Below are 18,153 nucleotides of genomic sequence, written 5' to 3' on the forward strand. Positions count from 1 at the left end.
CATAAACCCCGCATCCAGTGCACAACAAAATCAGCGAGTTGCTGAACGTCATTGATATCTAATACCGGGACATTAATCGTCAAAGGGACATCGCTGGCGACGGCAATCACGTGCGCGTCAGTCACCAGCTCTTCGTGATGGTGCCCGGTCCCTTCGCGGAACAGCACAATCTTCGCGATTTCCTCATGTTTAAATCCTTCGACCAGAATCAAATCCAGCTTTGAGGCATCCATTCTGCTGGCCAGAAAGGCGAGATCCAGTTCCTGTTCTTCCGGCGTTTCAGTCATAAGAGCCCAACGCTGTTGGCTGGCAACCGGCAGGTATCAAATTCGCTGGCAGGTTAAAGAGTGAGTTTGCGATGTCGAACTGACGATAGAAAGTGCCAGGCGAAAATGGACTGCGCCTCATAACCGTGAGGGCAGTCCATAAACAACGAACGGCAGAGACAGTCTTCTCGTCCGTCATCGCGAAACGCGGGACAGCGCGCGTGTTTGATTATGGAAAATGATCGTTCCACCAGACTGGCCCCGTCTCTTTTGCTGACGTCCAGAGTTTGTTAAGAAACGTATTGAATACATGATCCCGTGCGGAACCTTTGGCGCAAAATACCACTACGGTTGAAAACCTTTTGTCCAGAAGGTCTCAGCTCCGTGAAATGGGGGGGTTATAACGGTATCCAGACTCCCCCTGCACGGTGACTGTCTAGCACCGCATCAATAAAACGCATGCCGTTCACCCCTTCTTCCACACAGGGAAGAGAGTCTGTCTCCGGCGGAGGAGGAACTCCTGCCTGCATGGCATGAATGCGCAGTGCGGCATCGGTATACAACTGAGCGAAAGCCTCCAGATAGCCTTCCGGATGACCCGCTGGCACTCGGGTGGCATGTATTGCCGCCGGACTCATGCTGCGTCCCCGAGTCAGCCTCTGTGCCTGACCCGCCAGTGGGGTAAACCAAAGCTGATTCGGTTCCTCCTGGCTGAAGACTAAACTGGCACGGGAGCCGTAGAGACGCAGCACCAGTCGGTTTTCCTCGCCACTGGCGACCTGACTCGCAATCAATGCGCCACGGGCGCCATTGGGATAACGCATCCAGACCTGAACATGATCATCAACCCGTCGGCCAGGGACAAAGGTGTGAAGCTCGGCGCTGAGCGACTCCGGCAACTGGCCACTGACAAAGGCGGCGAGCTGCCAGGCATGGGTGCCGATGTCGCCCAGGCAACCGGCACGACCAGCCCGAGTGGGGTCGGTACGCCAGGCCGCCTGCCGATGGCCGCTGGCTTCCAGGGGGTCTGCCAGCCAGTCCTGAAGATATTCCACCTGCACATAACGCAGCTCGCCAAGTTCACCCGCAGCCACCAGAGCGCGGGCATGGCGCACCATCGGATATCCGCTGTAGGTGTGCGTCACGGCAAACAACCGCTGCTGCCGTTTTGCCAGCGCGGCCAGTGCCTGTCCTTCCCCGAGCGTCAGCGCCAGCGGTTTATCGCAGATCACATGGATACCGGCTTCAAGAAACGCGGTTGCCACTGGGGAATGCAGATGATTAGGTGTCACGATAGCGACCACTTCTATACCGTCCGGGCGGGCTGCCTCCAGTCGCGCCATCTCGCGATAATCGCTGTAACTGCGTGGCAGTCTCAGTTCAGCCGCACTGGCCGCCGCTCTGTCGGGATCGCCGGAAAGGGCCGCCGCTAAGAGTTCATAGTGATCATCCAGCCGGGAGGCCATTCGGTGTACGGCTCCGATAAAGGCACCTTGTCCTCCTCCTACCATCCCAAGACGCAGGCGGCGATTCATTTTATTGCTCCCAGTCCCAGTAAGGTGGATAACTGAGCAGGATCGAGACGGCTATCGGCAAAGTCATCGAAGGCGTGCTCTGCCACCCGAATGATATGCTGGCGAATAAATTGCGCCCCTTCCGCCGCACCGTTTTGTGGGTGTTTAAGGGCGCACTCCCACTCCAGTACGGCCCAGCCTGAATAGTCATATTGGGCCAGCTTCGAGAAAATAGCCGTAAAGTCTATCTGGCCGTCACCGGGAGAGCGAAAACGCCCTGCACGCTCTGGCCATTCCTGATACCCCCCATATACACCCTGACGTCCGGAGGGGCGAAACTCAGCATCTTTCACGTGAAATGCCTTGATTCGCGAGTGATATATGTCGATAAATGACAGGTAATCAAGCTGTTGTAAGACGAAATGACTGGGATCATAGAGAATATTGGCACGCGGATGTGCATCCAGTGCCGCCAGAAAACGTTCGAACGTCACTCCATCGTGCAAATCTTCACCGGGGTGGAGCTCATAACAAACGTCAACACCCTGCTCATCAAACGCATCCAGGACCGGGCGCCAACGGCGTGCCAGCTCAGCAAAAGCCTCATCGATAAGTCCTGCGGGTCGCTGGGGCCAGGGGTAAAGGTAAGGCCAGGCGAGGGCGCCGCTAAAGGTGGCATGTGCCGTTAACCCCAGACGCTGGGAGGCCTTCGCCGCCGCCAGCAGTTGCTTAACCGCCCACTCAGTGCGTGCCGTCGGCTTCCCCCGAACCTCTGGTGCCGCGAACGAGTCAAACAGGGAATCATAGGCCGGATGCACCGCCATCAGTTGTCCCTGTAAGTGAGTAGAAAGCTCCGTGATGACCAGCCCATGATCTGCCAACTGTCCGGCGATGTCGTCACAATAGGTTTGGCTGTGTGCCGCCTGGTTCAAATCGAACAGATGGGGATGATTGGTGGGGAGTTGCACCCCGTCGAACCCCAGGCCAGCGGCCCAACCAGCCAGTCCCTGCAACGTATTGAAGGGAGGGTGGTCACCGATAAATTGAGCAAGAAAGATCGCCGGTCCTTTGATGGTTTTCATGCACAACTCCTTCATCATGCAGTGAAAGTGGGTGTTGCGGGGTGATCTACACACCCCGCTTGTACACAACCTCAGAACGGTGAATCAGGGAAGTAGAAATCTTTGGCATTCTCTTTGGTGATCAACACCGAAGGAATAATGGTTTTGGCCGGCAGTGTTTTGCCTTCCAGACGCGCCTCTGCGGTCAGTTTGATCGCATCGTAGATAAACTTGGGTGAATAGGAGACGTTAGCCTGGATGCGCGGATCGCTTCCCTCCATTAACGTTTTGACTGCCCCTTTGGCACCCGCGCCGCCAAAGACGATTTTGATGTCATCTCGTTTGGCCTGATCAATGGCCTTGAGCACGCCCACCGCCATATCATCATCGGCAGCCCAGACGGCATCAATATGCTTATAGCGTGTGAGGAAGTCTTGCATCACTTTGAAAGCGTCATCCCGGTTCCAGTTGCCGTATTTGGCATCAAGAATTTTCATTTCAGGGTGTTGTTTAATCACGGCAGTGAAGGCATCAAAACGCTCGTTATCCAGCGTGGTCGGAATGCCGCGCAAGGCGACCAGTTCACCTTTTCCGTCCATCACCTTTGCCAGATATTCGGCGGGCAGTTTGCCAAATGCGGTGTTGTCACCGGCAACGTAAGCATCCTGGGCTTTGGTGTCCGTCAACCCTCTGTCAACGACCGTGACGTACACGCCTTTCTCTTTCACCTGAGCCACTGGCCTGGTCAGTGTTGCGGATTCAAAGGGGAATATCACCAGGGTGTTCATTTTGTTCACCGTTAACAGATCCTGCAGTTGATTCGCCTGCTCAGGGGCGTTAGCGGCCGTTTTCACGATGACCTTAAGATCAGGGTGTTCCTTCTCCAAATCTTCTTTAGCCTTGTTGGCCCACCAGACAATGCCGGAAGTGAAACTGTGGGTGGCCGTGGGAATAGAGACCCCCAGCGTTACACTCTCTGCCGCCCAGCTGGTGTTGAGCGAGCAGGCAAGGACACTGGCACCAATAATGCGAAGCGCGTTATTCATCGAGTTATCTCCAGTAAATCAAACGGTTTGCCCGCGTGCCCGCGGATTTCCTTTGTTACTACTATCTCAGCGCCCGCGTTGCAGAAAAGCGACGATAATAATGACCACCCCCTGAACGGCGGCGTTGAGATAAACGCTAATGATGCTGGTGAGATTAAGAATATTACTGATCACGGAAAGCAGGATGGCACCGATCACCGTACCGACAATGCGGCCTTCTCCTCCCTTGAGGGTCGTCCCGCCCACCACCACGGCAGCGATGGCTTCCAGCTCCCACAACAGGCCGGTACTCGGTGTGGCGGAACCCAACCGTGGAACATACAGCAAGGTCGCGATCCCCACACACAAACCGAGCAGCGCGTAGGTCAGGATCTTGATGCGATCGACGCGGATCGCGGCATAACGTGCGACCTGCTCGTTAGATCCGATGGCCTGCGCATAGCGGCCAAAAGCGGTACGGTTGAGTAACAGTCCACCCGCCAGCGCCACGATAGCAAACACCCACACCGGAATGGGTACGCCGAGCAAACTGCCATAATAGACAGGGCTGTAGATATCCGCCTGAGTGTCTGCAAGCGTGAGCGCTCCCCCATCAGCCAGCCAGGTGAGGCAAGCCCGAAAAATACCCAGGGTGCCCAGGGTAACGACAAAGGCTTCGATCTGCCCTTTGGTAATTAGCAAGCCATGTAAGGTGCCAAACAGTGCCCCCAGCACCAGAGCAAACAGCGCCCCGAACACTACGCCGGACAGGGGATTATCGGTGAAGTGGTTCATAAACAGGATCACACAGCCCGCGATCAGCGCAGCCATAGAGCCAACCGAAAGATCAATACCGCCGGACATAATGACAAAGGTCATGCCCACCGCGATGATGCCGATAAAAGCCGTGCGGGTTAACACATTCATCAGGTTGTCGAGGGTGGCAAAGTCCGGGTTAAGCAGGGTGCCAGCGACGCACAACAGAATCAGCCCAATCAACGGGCCCAAACCCGAAAGGTGCGACCAGGTGCGACGGAATACAACGAAAAGATCAGCGGGTGCCGGTAGCATAGGTGATCAGCTCCTCTTCGTTCAGATTCTCGGCGCTAAGTTCTGCCTGTAATCGCCCGGCACGTAACACCAGTACCCGATGACACAAACCGATCAGTTCAATCAACTCGCTGGAGATAACGATCACCGCGCGTCCTTCTGTGGCAAGCCGTTGGATCAAAAAGTAGATGTCTCTTTTTGCCCCCACATCAACGCCACGGGTGGGCTCATCAAGTATGATGACGTGTGGGTCCGGGTGCAGATATTTGGCAAGCACCAGTTTTTGTTGATTCCCCCCGGAAAGCATGCGCGCCCTGGCGCTAAGATCACCCACTTTTAGCCCAAAGACTGTTACCGCCTGCTCAAGAGCCTCCCGCTCGGCACGCTGATTGAGTAACGGCGTGGCGTAGCGTTCCAGGGTCATCAACGTCAGGTTTTCGCTCAGTCCCAGGTTGATATGCAAGCCCTTGCCTTTACGATCTTCCGGCATATAGGTGAGGCCATAACGCATGGCATCGCGTGGGTTATCGGGCTGAACGGTTTTTCCCCCCAGCGTCAGTGTACCGGCACTGCGTGGCCGCAGCCCCATGATGGCCTCAAAAGCCTCAGTACGTCCGGCACCGACCAGGCCAGCGAAGCCGAGGATCTCACCCGCTCGCACCTTAAAGCTAAGCTCGTCGATCCAGCCGGGTACTGACAGCCCCTCGACGGCCAGCGCAACAGGTGCCTCTCTGGCAGGTGAAAGCTTCGGGGGAAACATGTCGGACATATCACGTCCAACCATCAGGTTCGCCATCTGCTGGTGCGTGAGATCGGCGGTGGCGGCACGGGTAACGAAGCGGCCATCGCGCATCACGACGACCTCATCAGTGATGCTTTTGACCTCATCAAGTTTGTGAGAGATATAGATGATAGTGACCCCATCTTCCTTCAGCTTGCCTATCAGCGCGAATAATCGCACTGTTTCCGCCGGGGTTAGCGTGGCGGTGGGTTCGTCCATGATTAACAAACGCGCCTGACGGGATAACGCTTTGGCTATCTCGACCAACTGCTTCTCAGCGACGATCAGTCGGCGTACCAGCGTATTCGGTGAAATACTCAGACCGACATCGGCAAGACAGTGCGCGCTCGCCTTTTCCATGGCGCGCTCATCCAGCAGCCAGCCCCGTTTGTATTCATGACCGAGGAAAATGTTTTGAGCAATTGTGAGGTGTTCGGCAAGATTGAATTCCTGATGTATCAACACCACACCGGCTTGCTCGGCATCACGAGAAGAACGGAAGTGACGGGGTGTGCCGTCAATACGCACCTCTCCTTCGCTGGCCTGTTCGTAACCGGCGAGAATTTTCATCAAGGTCGATTTACCGGCCCCGTTTTCCCCTAACAGGCCATAAATTTTTCCCGGTGCCAACGTAAAACTCACCCCATGCAACACGCGCACCGGGCCAAATGCTTTGCAGATACCGACAAATTCAATGGCAAGGCTCACAAGGCCATTCCTGGTTTATTCAGGTGCACGCCATGACAACGGGGACCATTGATGACACCCACAACCCAATACATTCCCTCCCACGCTGCGTCGCTGATCCCCATCATTTTCACCCGGCGTTGTCGATTGCTTCCTGAATTTGAGTGCAGTGCACAAGGTATAAAAATGCAAGTCAGGACAATGATTTCTGCCAGACGGCGCAAGATTTGGCTTTTTAAGCGCGTTATCCGTGGCGCAACACCGTTTCTGAATGCTGTTGAAGTGCGCCAGATATGCATCAGAGAGTTCCGGCGTTGGCTAAAATAAAAGGATGCGCCATGCGGAGTCTCTCGTCATGAATGCCCTCTTGTTTCACCGTTTTTTCATCGCCCTTATTACCGCACTGCTGTTCGTCGCCCCTCTATATGCTGTTTCTGCTGAACAAAATCAGCCGTCTGTTGTGACGGCTGAGCAAGAGCAGTCTCCTGTTGATTCTGCTGAACAAGAAAGGCCTCAGCAGGAGGAGCGAGAGGTGCTCGAAGTCAACATGGATGAACTGCTGCAACCCTGGGTAGGGGATCTGCCAGGAATGCTCGATCGCCGGGTGATCCGGGTACTGACGACCTACAGTAAGACGTTCTTTTTTATCAATAAAGGAACCCAGCGCGGAGCCACCCATGACGTGTTTATGGCGTTTGAACGTGAACTCAATGCCCAGTTACTGAAGGAGGACAAGCTCAAACAACGCCACCTCAAAGTACGCATTATCTTTGTACCGGTGGCGCGTGATCAGCTGTTCATGGCACTGAACGAGGGACGGGGAGATATCGCTGCCGCCAATCTGACCATCACTCCAGAACGGCAGAAACTTGTAGATTTCACTCTCCCCCTGTATCTCAATGTCAAAGAACTGCTGCTGTCTGGCCCCAACTCCCCGAAGGTAGAGACTCTGGAACAACTCTCGGGCAAGACGGTGTTTGTGCGTCCCTCATCAAGCTATTACGAGAGCCTGAAAGCGCTTAATGCACGTTTTGCTAAAGCTTCCCTTCCCCCCGTTATTCTCGAGGAAGCTCCTGAATCACTTGAAGATGAAGATCTTATCGAAATGCTGAATGCCGGTCTCATTCCGCTGATCGTCGTCGATCATCATAAAGCTGAGTTTTGGAAACAAGTGTTTCCAAAAATTCAGATACATGAAGGTATTGTGTTGCGCGACGATGCCAATATCGCGTGGGCTGTACGCAAAAATAGCCCGGAACTTCTCGCGTTGCTGAATGACTTCGTGAAGGAAAATGGCCAGGGCAGCAAACTGGGTAACATCCTTTTGTTCCGCTACCTGAAGAACGCAGAATACGTTAAAAGTGCAGCTGCTGAGAAAGAGCGTCGCAAACTACTGAAAATGGTTTATTTATTCAGAAAGTATGGCATGCGCTACGACGTGGACTGGCTGCTGATGGCCGCGCAGGGGTATCAGGAATCGCGGCTCAATCAGTCTGCCCGCAGCCATGTGGGGGCCATTGGCGTAATGCAGGTGATGCCGCGTACGGGCAGGGAGATGAAAGTAGGCGATATCCGTAAGTTGGATCCCAACATTCATGCTGGGGTGAAATACATGCGATGGATGATAGACAATTACTACGGTGACGAGCCGATGACTCAGCTTGATAAGGCACTCTTCTCGTTCGCCTCATACAACGCGGGTGCGGCCCGCATTGCCCGGTTACGCGCCGAAACAAAGATGCGTGGCTTTGACCCTGATGTCTGGTTTGGCAACGTGGAATATTTGGCCGCGGAGCAGATAGGGGCAGAGACCGTCACGTATGTGAGTAACATTTACAAGTACTACATTGCCTATCGACTCATCATGGATGAAGTCGCGCGTAAAGAGAAAGACGCAGAAGACTCAATGGGTGACATCGCCCCGGAACACGTCAATAAGACCACTGAAGGCGTGAAACAAACCACTGATAAGGCAACTTCAGACAAACCGTGAGGGCAGGTGTGTTGCTAAGGGAAGATACGCGGGGGTGGCTCTAAGGGGAAGCCGTAGAGCCTATGCCCAGAACGACCAGAAATCTACCGGAACGCTAAAAAGCAAAAACCCGCCTTTTGGGCGGGTTCTTTAGAATAGTGGTGCCCGGACTCGGAATCGAACCAAGGACACGGGGATTTTCAATCCCCTGCTCTACCGACTGAGCTATCCGGGCAACGGGGCGCATTAAACCGTAATCTGCATTCCCCGTCAATCATATTTCTCGTTTTGTTGTCTGATTGCTTATCTTTGCGGCGATTCTGTATCAGATAGCCTCATTTTGCTTAAAATCACCGCGCGTTATCATGTTCACTGACTTTTTGCGCCGCCTCAACCTGGCTCACAAAGGTCGGTAACATCCAGGTGCCGCCGGGGACGATTTCCCGGCAGTCGCCAGTAGTGTATTTCAGGCTACGCACAAATGTTTTGCCGTCCCATACCCACTCTTCTCCGCTGACGCAGTCGGCGATACCGCGACCTTTATTGAAGAACGTAATCACGCCATCGGCGTAGCTGGTGGCATCGGTCGTGATGAGCTGCGGGTCGCTGGTCAGTGCGTTGTCCACCACCCACATGGCGTATCCTTCGTTATACGCGGCGCGCCAGCAGAGTCCCTGGATCAGGGAATGCGATTTATCAATCGCTGTGAGCGTTAACTGGCGGTCTTCGGCAGAGATATTCTCGTTATCCCAGTCATCGCAGTCATTGGTGAGTTTTGCCTCTACTCTCTTGCGTTGATCCGTGGTTAATTGCGTTGCTGGGGCAGAAGGCGTCACGGGCGCGGCAATAATGACAGGGGCCGGGACTGCCGCCAGCACGTTTTCTTCGCTGGCCTTGCCTTTACGCAGCAGGGCGCTCCGGGTTCCTATGCGTTTCTGATATTCATCCATTTTAAGGAACACAGCATTGGCACCTGCGCTGGAGAGCGTTTTGCGTTGCCCATTTAGCGCAATCTCAATTTTTTTGTCATGAATCAGCGCTTCCACCAGGGCTGTTATTTGCGAGGAGTCAAAACGGAAATGTGTTTTGTCTTTTGCGGCAAGTGTTCCTTGCGGTTGATCATCAATGAACATACTCACATTGGCATCGATGGGGATGTCGTTTTGGGTTTGCGCGAAGGTCGCCAGTCCGTTGACGTGTTGTCCAGGTCCTGCCTGACGGGTCAGCAAGACGCTGACCTCTCCCGTCTTGACGCCGTAACCTGCGGCGCGGCAGGTACCGGTATTGTCGCAGGAGAGTTCCCAGTCTTTGTGGTCAAACGAAAAACCCGGTAACGGTGCAGCAAAGAGCTGGATTGAAAACAATCCGGCTGCCGCAATGAGGGGGAGACGGCGCATATAATTCCCTTTACGTATCAGTGTCGCTGAAATTATATGCGTATCAGCAGGGGAGCGATAGGTGGATCAGGTCAGTGCGCCTGCCTTACGGCACTGCGCAAAGCGCAGAATATCTTCTGCCAGGCGGTGTGCGGTATCGATATCGGCCTGGCTGCGATTCACCAGCATACGGCTGAGACAACCCTCCAGCACCAGTTCCATTTGGCGGGCGACCATTGCCGGGTCGTCAATTTCCAGCGTGGTTAGCAACTCGTGGGTAAAATCGTGCGCGGCTCGTTTTTGCTGATCCGCCAGTTGGTGAATCGGATGGGAGGGGTCAGGAAAAAACGTGCAGGCGGCGATAAACAGACAGCCTGGATAGCGGTGATTAGTCATACATTCTGACAAAGCGCTATAGCGCGCCAGGAGCTTTTGCTCGGCACTCAGTGTGTCATCCAGCATAAGCTGACGGCGCCAGGTCTCTATCTGATGACTCAGATGACGTAGCGCATCATAGAGAATTGCCTCTTTATCCGGCCAAAAACGTTGCAGTTCATCGAGCGGATAATTAACGCTATCGGCGACCATCTCAAGTGTGGTCGTTGCTATTCCTTGCGTCTCAAGTAATTTTAGGGCTTCTCCCAGGACATCTTCACGTTGCACGGTATTCTCCTCCGTTTTTCCTTTTGCAAGTGTCGCTCACGGTTGCCGATCGCGCAAATGTGCGCTAAAGGTCGTCGCATCCATAAAGCCCGTTACCCGCGCTTCTGGGTGCTCATGTCCCTGCTCGTCAAAGAACAAAATGGTGGGTAATCCCAGCACGTGTAAGTGTTTCAGTAATGCCACATCCTGCGCGTTGTTGGCGGTGACATCGGCTTGTAAAAGTACCGTATCGCCCAATGCCTGCTGTACCTGCGGATCGCTGAAGGTATATTTCTCAAACTCTTTACAGGCGACGCACCAGTCGGCATACAGATCCAGCATCACGGGTTTGCCTTTGGCGCGCGCCAGCGCCTGAGTTAATTCATCGACCGAGGCGACAGGCGTAAAGTTCAGATGCGCCTGCGTTTGCGCAGTGGCATTACCAAACGCCCAGTCCTGCAATGGACGCACGCTGACCAGCGCAGCGGCCAACAGGATAATCTGTACCATGCGCATCCAACGCCGTTTTGCCTGCAGGCTGGTGATAAATGCCCAGCCAAAGAAGGCAACGCCCAGTAGCGCCCACAGACGCAGTCCCCATTCGTCGCCAATGATACGCTCCAGTAAAAAGACGGGCAGCGCAAGAATGACAAACCCAAAAGCCGTTTTGACATGCTCCATCCACGGGCCACTTTTCGGCAGCAGGCGGTTGCCGAAGACGGTGACCAGGATCAGCGGTAATCCCATCCCCAGCGCGTAGAGGTAGAGTGTCCCGCCACCAAGCCACATGTCTCCGCTCTGGGCGATATACAGCAAAATAGCGCTTAACGGCGCGGTGGTGCATGGCGAGCAGATAAGCCCGGCAATAGCCCCCATCGCAAACACGCCGCCAGGCGATCCGCCCTGCTGACGATTACTCATCAATGTGAGACGTGTTTGCAGCGAAGATGGGAGTTGGAGTGTGAACAGACCAAACATCGACAGCGCCAGCAGGGTAAACACCACCGCCAGGCCGATCAAAACATAAGGATGCTGCAACGCGGCCTGAAATTGTAACCCGGCGCCCGCGACGACCAGACCAAGCGCGGTGTAGGTCAGCGCCATTCCCTGCACGTAGATAAAGGTTAACAGCAGCGCGCGTCCGGTGGAGAGTCGCTGTTTGCCGCCCAGCACAATACCGGAAATGAGCGGATACATCGGCAGGACGCATGGCGTAAAAGCAATGCCAATCCCTATCAGCAAGGCCCACAATGCGGGAAAGGGCAACTGGCTGGCTGGTTGCGGTGCGTTTTCTGGCAGCGTTGTTGCAGAGAGGGGTGCTGGTTGCACATTCGTGCTGGCAATCACCTGGCTCAGCGGCACGGTTTTTGTCTCTGGCGGGTAGCAGAAACCGGCGTCAGCGCATCCCTGATAGACGACGGTTAATGTCGCGCCAGACGCTGCCTGGTTGACTGTCACCGGAATCGTCAACCGCTGGCGATAGATTTCACTTTTGCCATAAAACTCGTCTTCGTGCCAGACACCTGCCGGGAGCTGTACGTTGGCAATTTCTGCCTGAGACGGCGTGATGCTGATTTGCTTACGATAGAGGTAATAGCCTTCTTTCACCTGCCAGGAAAGATTCAACTCATGCTGGTTCTGCTGAAAATCAAAGGTGAATGCCTGGTCGGCAGGTACAAACTGCGAGCGGCCAGGGGCGTCAAATAATCCGGCAAAAACGGATGTGCTGCACAGCAGCAGGATCAGCGTAAGGATGCGTTGAGCCATGAGAGGTAATCAGTGTCTCCGTGTGTGACGGGTAAAACCAGAAGTTCGGGGGTTTGGTAGGGATGGTGAGACTTCAGGCAGTCCAGAAGCGCTTGCTGGTGCGATACCGTGGTTTTAAAAATCATCTGTACTTCGTATTCCTGCTCCAGTTTGCCTTCCCAGTAATACAGGGAAGTGGCTCCGGGAATCAGCGTGGCGCAGGCAGCCAGCTTTTCTGCCAGCACTTTGGCTGCCAGATCCTGAGCTGTGGCTTCATCCGGCGCAGTACAGAGCACCACAACGGCATCGGGGATGGAAATATCCTGACTATTAACATCAAGCATATACACCTCGAAAGTACAGAAAGACCAGCAAGAGAGTGGTCACTATACAACGGAGAGGGGCGAAATGTTAGTCGAAGCGGGGAAAGGAGTGCGGGGCGTATAACACGCCCCGCGGGTAATACTTACAGCATGAAGCTGCCCAGCAGGAAGCCGAAGCAAACAGCAAGCAGAACACCCAGAGTACCCGGGATGAAGAACGGATGGTTAAAGACGAATTTACCGATACGGGTAGTACCGGTGTCATCCATCTGAACCGCCGCAACCAGCGTTGGGTAGGTAGGCAGAATGAACAGACCGGAAACAGCTGCGAAAGACGCTACAGCGGTCAGCGGAGAAACGTTCAGTGCCAGCGCCATCGGCATCAGCGCCTTCGCGGTTGCTGCCTGAGAGTACAACAGCGCAGAAGCGAAGAAGAAGATCACCGCCAGCAGCCAAGGATGACCCTGAATCACGCTACCTGCAGTCTCTTTGATCCAGTCGATGTTGGCAGAAACGAAGGTATCACCCAACCATGCCACACCCAGGATACAAATACAGGCGCTCATCCCTGCTTTGAAGGTGCTGGAGTTCAGGATGGAGTCAGTCTCAACGCGGCAGACGATAGTCGTCAGCGTCGCGACGCTCAGCATGATGATCAGAATAGCGTTGGTGGTGTTCATCAGCGGTTTAGCGACCAGGCCGAGGCTCGGGCTGTTGATGATGGCATAAGCCACAACACAGACTACGCCCAACAGGAACAACCAAACAGATTTTTGCGCACCTGCTTTGATTTCAACTTGCTTCTCGCCGCGCAGTTCAACCAAACCTTCTTCCAGACGCTTGCGGTATACCGGATCGTCAGAAAGTTTAGAGTTAAACAGCATGGTGATCAGGAAGGACATCACCAGCACCGCCAGCAGGGTGGACGGAATGACCACGGACAGCAGGTGAATGTAGCTGATGCCATGACCTTCCATGACGGAAGACATGTATACCACCGCCGCAGAAATTGGCGACGCGGTAATGGCTATTTGCGCAGAGACCACCGCAGTGGAGAGCGGACGGCAAGGTTTGATCCCTTGTTCCTTCGCCACTTCAGCGATAACTGGCAGAGTTGCCAGAGAGATGTTGCCTGTACCTGCAAAGATGGTCAGGAAATAAGTCACAATCGGAGCGAGGATCGTGATGTATTTCGGGTTTTTACGCAGCAGTTTTTCTGTCTGGTGAACCAGATAGTCCAGACCGCCGGCGACCTGCATGGCAGAGATGGCAGCAATAACTGCCATGATGATGGAAATTACATCGAACGGGATATTACCGGGCTTCACGCCTATGGCTGCAAGAACCAAAACGCCAAGCCCACCAGCAAATCCTATACCAATGCCCCCAAGTCTGGCACCCAAAAAGATTGCCAGCAAAACGATGATAAGTTCTACAACTATCATTTTTAGCCTTCCTAGTTGTTTAACAGGTTGATATTAAATTGTTGTTTTTAAGTAACTTCCAATAAGAAAAAAGGCACGTCATCTGACGTGCCTTGTGTGGTACTACCCTGTACGATTACTGTTCGCTTTCATCAGTATAACGTTTTGCTTTGTAAGCAGGGTGCATCAGGTTCTGTGCAGAGAAAATATCGTCCAGCTCAGCTTCAGTCAACAGACCGCGCTCCAGTACGACTTCACGTACACTCTTACCTGTTTCGGCACAGATTTTACCGACGATGTCGCCGTTGTGGTGGCCGATGAACGGGTTGAGGTAAGTGACGATACCGATTGAGTTATAAACGAATGCTTCACAGACTTCTTTATTAGCAGTGATACCGTTAATGCATTTTTCCAGCAGGTTGTAGCAGGCGTTGCTCAGGATATGAATGGATTCAAACATTGCCTGACCAATAACCGGCTCCATCACGTTCAGTTGCAGCTGACCTGCTTCAGACGCCATGGTGACAGTGATGTCGTTACCGATGACTTTAAAGCAGACCTGGTTAACGACTTCTGGAATAACCGGGTTCACTTTCGCTGGCATGATGGAAGAGCCCGCCTGCAGTTCCGGCAGGTTGATCTCGTTCAGACCGGCACGTGGGCCAGAAGAGAGCAAACGCAGGTCATTACAGATTTTGGACATCTTCACAGCCAGACGTTTCAGCGCGCCATGCACCATAACGTATGCGCCGCAGTCAGAGGTCGCTTCAATCAGGTCTTCTGCTGGTACACAGGCAAAGCCCGTGACTTCTGCCAGTTTCTGTACCGCTAAAGGAGAGTACTCTTTAGGGGTGTTCAGACCCGTACCGATTGCGGTTGCGCCGAGGTTAACCTCAAGCAGCAATTCTGCAGTACGTCCAATGTTCTTCACTTCTTCTTTCAGCAGTACGCTGAAAGCACGGAATTCCTGACCCAGGGTCATCGGCACAGCATCTTGCAACTGGGTACGACCCATTTTCAGGATGTCCTGGAATTCTTCAGCTTTACGCTCAAAACCTTCGCGCAACTGGTTGACAGCATCAATCAGTTTAACGAGAGATGCGTATACCGCGATGCGGAAACCGGTCGGGTAAGCGTCGTTGGTGGACTGACATTTGTTTACGTGGTCGTTCGGGTTCAGATACTGATATTCACCTTTCTGGTGGCCCATCAGCTCCAGCCCGATATTGGCCAGCACTTCGTTGGTATTCATGTTGACGGAGGTGCCTGCACCGCCCTGGTATACGTCTACCGGGAACTGGTCCATGCATTTGCCGTTGTTCAGGACTTCATCACAGGCGGCGATGATGGCATTTGCCACACTCTTAGGAATAGTTTGCAGCTCTTTGTTAGCCAGTGCTGCTGCCTTTTTCACCATTACCATACCGCGGACAAATTCAGGAATATCACTGATTTTGTTATTGCTAATGTAGAAGTTTTCAATCGCTCTCAGAGTGTGAACACCGTAATAGGCTTCCGCTGGAACTTCCCTGGTACCCAACAAATCTTCTTCGATACGAATGTTGTTTAACATGTGAACCTTCTTTTTCAAGCTGCCAAAAAATTACATTAAACACACAGGATATATGTGGTTTCGAATGTTTCCTGACCGACGATTATCCCCTGCATCGGTCTGATGTCCGAGATGATATGCTGCTTCAGGATTTCTACCGTAATCTGGATCACTTAAAATGTGGGTTATTACTCCTTATTTATTATTTTGTGAGATAGATCACCCCTTTTGGATTACTCCCATAAATATATCCATAAATGGCTTGAAATTTTGCTGAGTACCTCAATATAAGTCGGATGCAAATTGCACAATTATTCAAACCGACGTGCTGAAACGGCGGTTACCTACAGGAGATCCCTTTGCGCTGGATACCACTTATTGCCATCTTTCTCTATGTTTACATTGAGATTTCTATCTTTATCCAGGTCTCCCAGGTGCTGGGCGTACTGATGACGCTGATTCTGGTGATCTTCTCTTCGATCGTCGGTATGTCGCTGGTACGCAATCAAGGATTTAAAAACTTTTTGCTGATGCAACAGAAAATGGCGGCGGGTGAAAGTCCCGCTGCGGAGATGATCAAGAGCGTGTCGCTGATCATTGCCGGTTTGTTGCTGGTCTTGCCGGGCTTTTTCACCGACTTCCTTGGTCTTCTTCTTTTATTACCACCCGTTCAGAAACACCTGACGATGAAATTACTGCCGCATTTGCGTTTCTCCCGGATGCCCGGCGGCGGTTTCAGCGCCGGAACTGGAGGGGGTGAGACGTTTGACGGCGAGTTTCAGCGCAAGGACGATGAGCGCGACCGTATCGATCATAAAGACGATCGCCGGGATTAAACCCGGTAAGCCGGATGGCGCTGCGCTTATCCGGCTTACAAATGGCTTTCAGCCTGTTTTCGCTTGGGTAAACACAACCACAGTGCTATCAGCATAATAATGGCGTACAGACTTTTCCAGCCGACCATCGCCAATAACAGCAGACACAGCACACCGCCAATGACCGCCAGCGCGCGAAAGCGTCCTTTCAGCAAACGGCACCCCGCCAGCATGCACAGTAGATAGATCATAATAAAGATGCCATTAGCGTAGACAATCAGCGCATCGAGGTTGATTTCGAGTACATAAATGCACAACGTACTGATAACGCAGCATACCAGTACGGCATTTAGCGCATTATGCGGGATCTGGCGGGAGGAGAGGCGTGCCAGATAATGGTCAGGTTTGTATCGCGCTTGCGACCAGACCAGGCGGGCGAAACTTTGAATATAAATATTCAGACTGGCAAAACAGGCCAGATAACCAATGATGCAGGCAACCCACAATGCCTGGACGCCAAACAGTTGCACGACAATTTCAGGGAGCGAAGCCGCCGCTGCCATCTGCTCGCCGTAAGCGCCAAAATGCAGAACTACCACCGTACATGCCCAGTAAACGGAACCTGCCAGCACCAGGCCAATCATCAGGGCGCGCGGAAAGTCTCGCTCAGGCTTTTTGAATTCGGATGCCAGATGCGCAAAGGCTTCAAGACCGACGAAGCACCAGAACATCACCGATAACGCAGAGAACAGCCCCGATATTTCGATATCACCAGGCGCCGGGAAGGGGATTGCCGCAAGTTGCAGTTTGCCAGCCCACCAGATGGCGACAATCAGCGCCACAATCAGACCCGCGATGATCGTTTGCAGGTTAGCGCTGGAGCTGGCGCCGCGAGAACCGATATACCAGACCAGAACCAGCGTCCCCAGTTCTGCCAGGAGCAACTGCCCGCCGTGCCAGCCGAACATTGCCTGGCCGAATCCAGCGGCAATGTGCAGCGCGGCAGGTAAACCGACGGGAATGACCGACAAAAATAGCCAGCCGGTAACCCGCTCCAGATGAATTCCAAACGCCATTCCAACAAAATGTGCCACGCCTCCGGCACTGGGGTAATGGCGACCCAGGACCGCAAACACGATGGCCACTGGAAAAACTAACACGATGAGAATCGGCCATGCCCACAGGCTGTTATCCCCCGCGACAAGCGCCGCCAGCGCAGGAACGGCAAAGACACCAGTGCCTAACAATGATGTCGATAACAAGCCAATCCCCTGAGCCAGTCCCAGCTCTTGTTTTAGTCCGCTCATGAATCATTATCCGGTTACGCCTAAAATTCAGGCAACTACGCAGATTTTTGATGGTATCACAATCAGATCTTCTGAGGACGGCGGCCCTGAAATTGGTGCGAAATGTGAGGTGGGTTGGTGTTTTGACCGGATTTTCTCCTGATAAGAATTTTTTTTTGGTTGCCCCCTTGAAGGGGTATAACCCCATCCCCATCTCTCTGGTCACTAGCCGGGAAATCCGTTTACGGGCCGGCGTCACCCATAACTGATAAAGACTTTCTCAAAGGAGAGCTATCAATGAGTATTCGTCCGTTACATGATCGTGTGATCGTCAAACGTAAAGAAGTTGAATCCAAATCAGCTGGCGGCATCGTTCTGACCGGTTCTGCAGCAGGTAAATCAACTCGTGGCGAAATCATCGCTGTCGGTAAGGGCCGCATTCTGGAAAACGGTAGTGTGCAGCCGCTGGACGTGAAAGTCGGCGACATCGTTATTTTCAACGATGGCTATGGCGTGAAGTCCGAGAAGATCGACAACGAAGAAGTGCTGATCATGTCCGAAAGCGACATCCTGGCAATTGTTGAAGCGTAATCCGCGAACGACACTGAACATACGAATTTAAGGAAAAGAGAT

At 53.2% G+C, this 18,153-nt stretch carries 14 protein-coding genes, 1 tRNA gene and 2 pseudogenes; 3 read left to right on the forward strand and 14 right to left on the reverse strand.

What is annotated here, in order from left to right; translation table 11 throughout:
• The 6 genes and pseudogenes from CJP72_RS22030 to CJP72_RS22055 all read right to left on the reverse strand — a co-directional run.
• Positions 1-314 (reverse strand): annotated as a pseudogene (locus tag CJP72_RS22030) (molybdopterin-guanine dinucleotide biosynthesis protein MobB); the annotation flags it as partial.
• A 350-nt stretch (positions 315-664) separates the two neighbouring features.
• Positions 665-1,801, reverse strand: a complete 1,137-nt coding sequence (locus CJP72_RS22035; protein WP_162383431.1) for a Gfo/Idh/MocA family protein — start codon at positions 1,799-1,801, stop codon at positions 665-667.
• Positions 1,798-2,862: a sugar phosphate isomerase/epimerase family protein gene (locus CJP72_RS22040; protein ID WP_162383432.1), complete on the reverse strand. Its 1,065-nt coding sequence runs from the start codon at positions 2,860-2,862 to the stop codon at positions 1,798-1,800. The genes CJP72_RS22035 and CJP72_RS22040 overlap by 4 nt, the downstream gene beginning before the upstream one ends.
• A gap of 71 nt (positions 2,863-2,933) precedes the next feature.
• Positions 2,934-3,887, reverse strand: coding sequence for a substrate-binding domain-containing protein (locus CJP72_RS22045; protein ID WP_162383433.1), 954 nt, complete (start codon positions 3,885-3,887; stop codon positions 2,934-2,936).
• Between the two features lie 66 nt (positions 3,888-3,953).
• Entirely contained in the window at positions 3,954-4,937 is a 984-nt protein-coding gene (locus CJP72_RS22050; protein ID WP_162383434.1) for an ABC transporter permease, read from the reverse strand.
• Positions 4,918-6,405 (reverse strand): ATP-binding cassette domain-containing protein, encoded by a 1,488-nt coding sequence (locus CJP72_RS22055; RefSeq protein WP_162383435.1) that lies wholly within the window; start codon positions 6,403-6,405, stop codon positions 4,918-4,920. Before CJP72_RS22055 ends, CJP72_RS22050 begins: the two co-directional genes overlap by 20 nt.
• A 334-nt stretch (positions 6,406-6,739) precedes the next feature.
• On the opposite strand from CJP72_RS22055, the gene CJP72_RS22060 reads away from it, so the two are divergent.
• Positions 6,740-8,377, forward strand: coding sequence for a transglycosylase SLT domain-containing protein (locus CJP72_RS22060; RefSeq protein ID WP_162383460.1), 1,638 nt, complete (start codon positions 6,740-6,742; stop codon positions 8,375-8,377).
• A gap of 138 nt (positions 8,378-8,515) precedes the next feature.
• Here CJP72_RS22060 and CJP72_RS22065 read toward each other — a convergent pair.
• The 7 genes and pseudogenes from CJP72_RS22065 to aspA all read right to left on the reverse strand — a co-directional run bounded on the left by CJP72_RS22065 (position 8,516) and on the right by aspA (position 15,440).
• A tRNA-Phe gene (locus CJP72_RS22065) sits at positions 8,516-8,591 on the reverse strand.
• Positions 8,592-8,715: 124 nt separating this feature from the next.
• A pseudogene (locus CJP72_RS22070) lies at positions 8,716-9,753 on the reverse strand (DUF1176 domain-containing protein); the annotation flags it as partial.
• A 66-nt stretch (positions 9,754-9,819) separates the two neighbouring features.
• Positions 9,820-10,395, reverse strand: coding sequence for a transcriptional regulator (locus CJP72_RS22075; protein WP_162383437.1), 576 nt, complete (start codon positions 10,393-10,395; stop codon positions 9,820-9,822).
• Between the two features lie 36 nt (positions 10,396-10,431).
• A complete protein-coding gene (locus CJP72_RS22080; RefSeq protein WP_162383438.1) occupies positions 10,432-12,141 on the reverse strand; it encodes a protein-disulfide reductase DsbD in 1,710 nt (569 codons plus the stop codon).
• Positions 12,117-12,464, reverse strand: a complete 348-nt coding sequence (cutA, locus tag CJP72_RS22085; protein ID WP_162383439.1) for a divalent cation tolerance protein CutA — start codon at positions 12,462-12,464, stop codon at positions 12,117-12,119. The genes CJP72_RS22080 and cutA overlap by 25 nt, the downstream gene beginning before the upstream one ends.
• A gap of 122 nt (positions 12,465-12,586) precedes the next feature.
• The gene (gene dcuA, locus CJP72_RS22090; protein ID WP_162383440.1) at positions 12,587-13,888 is read right to left on the reverse strand and encodes an anaerobic C4-dicarboxylate transporter DcuA; all 1,302 of its coding nucleotides are present in this window, start codon (positions 13,886-13,888) and stop codon (positions 12,587-12,589) included.
• Between the two features lie 115 nt (positions 13,889-14,003).
• Complete coding sequence (aspA, locus tag CJP72_RS22095) at positions 14,004-15,440, reverse strand: aspartate ammonia-lyase (protein WP_162383441.1); 1,437 nt, start codon at positions 15,438-15,440, stop codon at positions 14,004-14,006.
• A 338-nt stretch (positions 15,441-15,778) separates the two neighbouring features.
• On the opposite strand from aspA, the gene CJP72_RS22100 reads away from it, so the two are divergent.
• Entirely contained in the window at positions 15,779-16,255 is a 477-nt protein-coding gene (locus tag CJP72_RS22100) for an FxsA family protein (RefSeq protein ID WP_162383442.1), read from the forward strand.
• Positions 16,256-16,290: 35 nt separating this feature from the next.
• Here CJP72_RS22100 and yjeH read toward each other — a convergent pair whose 3' ends face one another.
• Complete coding sequence (gene yjeH, locus CJP72_RS22105; protein ID WP_162383443.1) at positions 16,291-17,541, reverse strand: L-methionine/branched-chain amino acid transporter; 1,251 nt, start codon at positions 17,539-17,541, stop codon at positions 16,291-16,293.
• A gap of 276 nt (positions 17,542-17,817) precedes the next feature.
• Here yjeH and CJP72_RS22110 point away from each other — a divergent pair, with 276 nt between their 5' ends.
• Positions 17,818-18,111 (forward strand): co-chaperone GroES, encoded by a 294-nt coding sequence (locus CJP72_RS22110; protein WP_008453772.1) that lies wholly within the window; start codon positions 17,818-17,820, stop codon positions 18,109-18,111.
• Positions 18,112-18,153 lie beyond the last annotated feature (42 nt).

It is taken from the genome of Citrobacter sp. NCU1, from assembly GCF_010231475.1.
Taxonomy (GTDB): domain Bacteria; phylum Pseudomonadota; class Gammaproteobacteria; order Enterobacterales; family Enterobacteriaceae; genus Citrobacter_D.

Excerpts from the sequence above, each read along its gene's own strand:
- CJP72_RS22035 (WP_162383431.1), bottom strand. The coding sequence starts at position 1,801 with ATGAATCGCCGCCTGCGTCTTGGGATGGTAGGAGGAGGACAAGGTGCC.
- CJP72_RS22040 (WP_162383432.1), bottom strand. The coding sequence starts at position 2,862 with ATGAAAACCATCAAAGGACCGGCGATCTTTCTTGCTCAATTTATCGGT.
- CJP72_RS22045 (WP_162383433.1), bottom strand. The coding sequence starts at position 3,887 with ATGAATAACGCGCTTCGCATTATTGGTGCCAGTGTCCTTGCCTGCTCG.
- CJP72_RS22050 (WP_162383434.1), bottom strand. The coding sequence starts at position 4,937 with ATGCTACCGGCACCCGCTGATCTTTTCGTTGTATTCCGTCGCACCTGG.
- CJP72_RS22060 (WP_162383460.1), top strand. The coding sequence starts at position 6,740 with ATGAATGCCCTCTTGTTTCACCGTTTTTTCATCGCCCTTATTACCGCA.
- CJP72_RS22080 (WP_162383438.1), bottom strand. The coding sequence starts at position 12,141 with ATGGCTCAACGCATCCTTACGCTGATCCTGCTGCTGTGCAGCACATCC.
- cutA (WP_162383439.1), bottom strand. The coding sequence starts at position 12,464 with ATGCTTGATGTTAATAGTCAGGATATTTCCATCCCCGATGCCGTTGTG.
- dcuA (WP_162383440.1), bottom strand. The coding sequence starts at position 13,888 with ATGATAGTTGTAGAACTTATCATCGTTTTGCTGGCAATCTTTTTGGGT.
- aspA (WP_162383441.1), bottom strand. The coding sequence starts at position 15,440 with ATGTTAAACAACATTCGTATCGAAGAAGATTTGTTGGGTACCAGGGAA.
- yjeH (WP_162383443.1), bottom strand. The coding sequence starts at position 17,541 with ATGAGCGGACTAAAACAAGAGCTGGGACTGGCTCAGGGGATTGGCTTG.
- CJP72_RS22110 (WP_008453772.1), top strand. The coding sequence starts at position 17,818 with ATGAGTATTCGTCCGTTACATGATCGTGTGATCGTCAAACGTAAAGAA.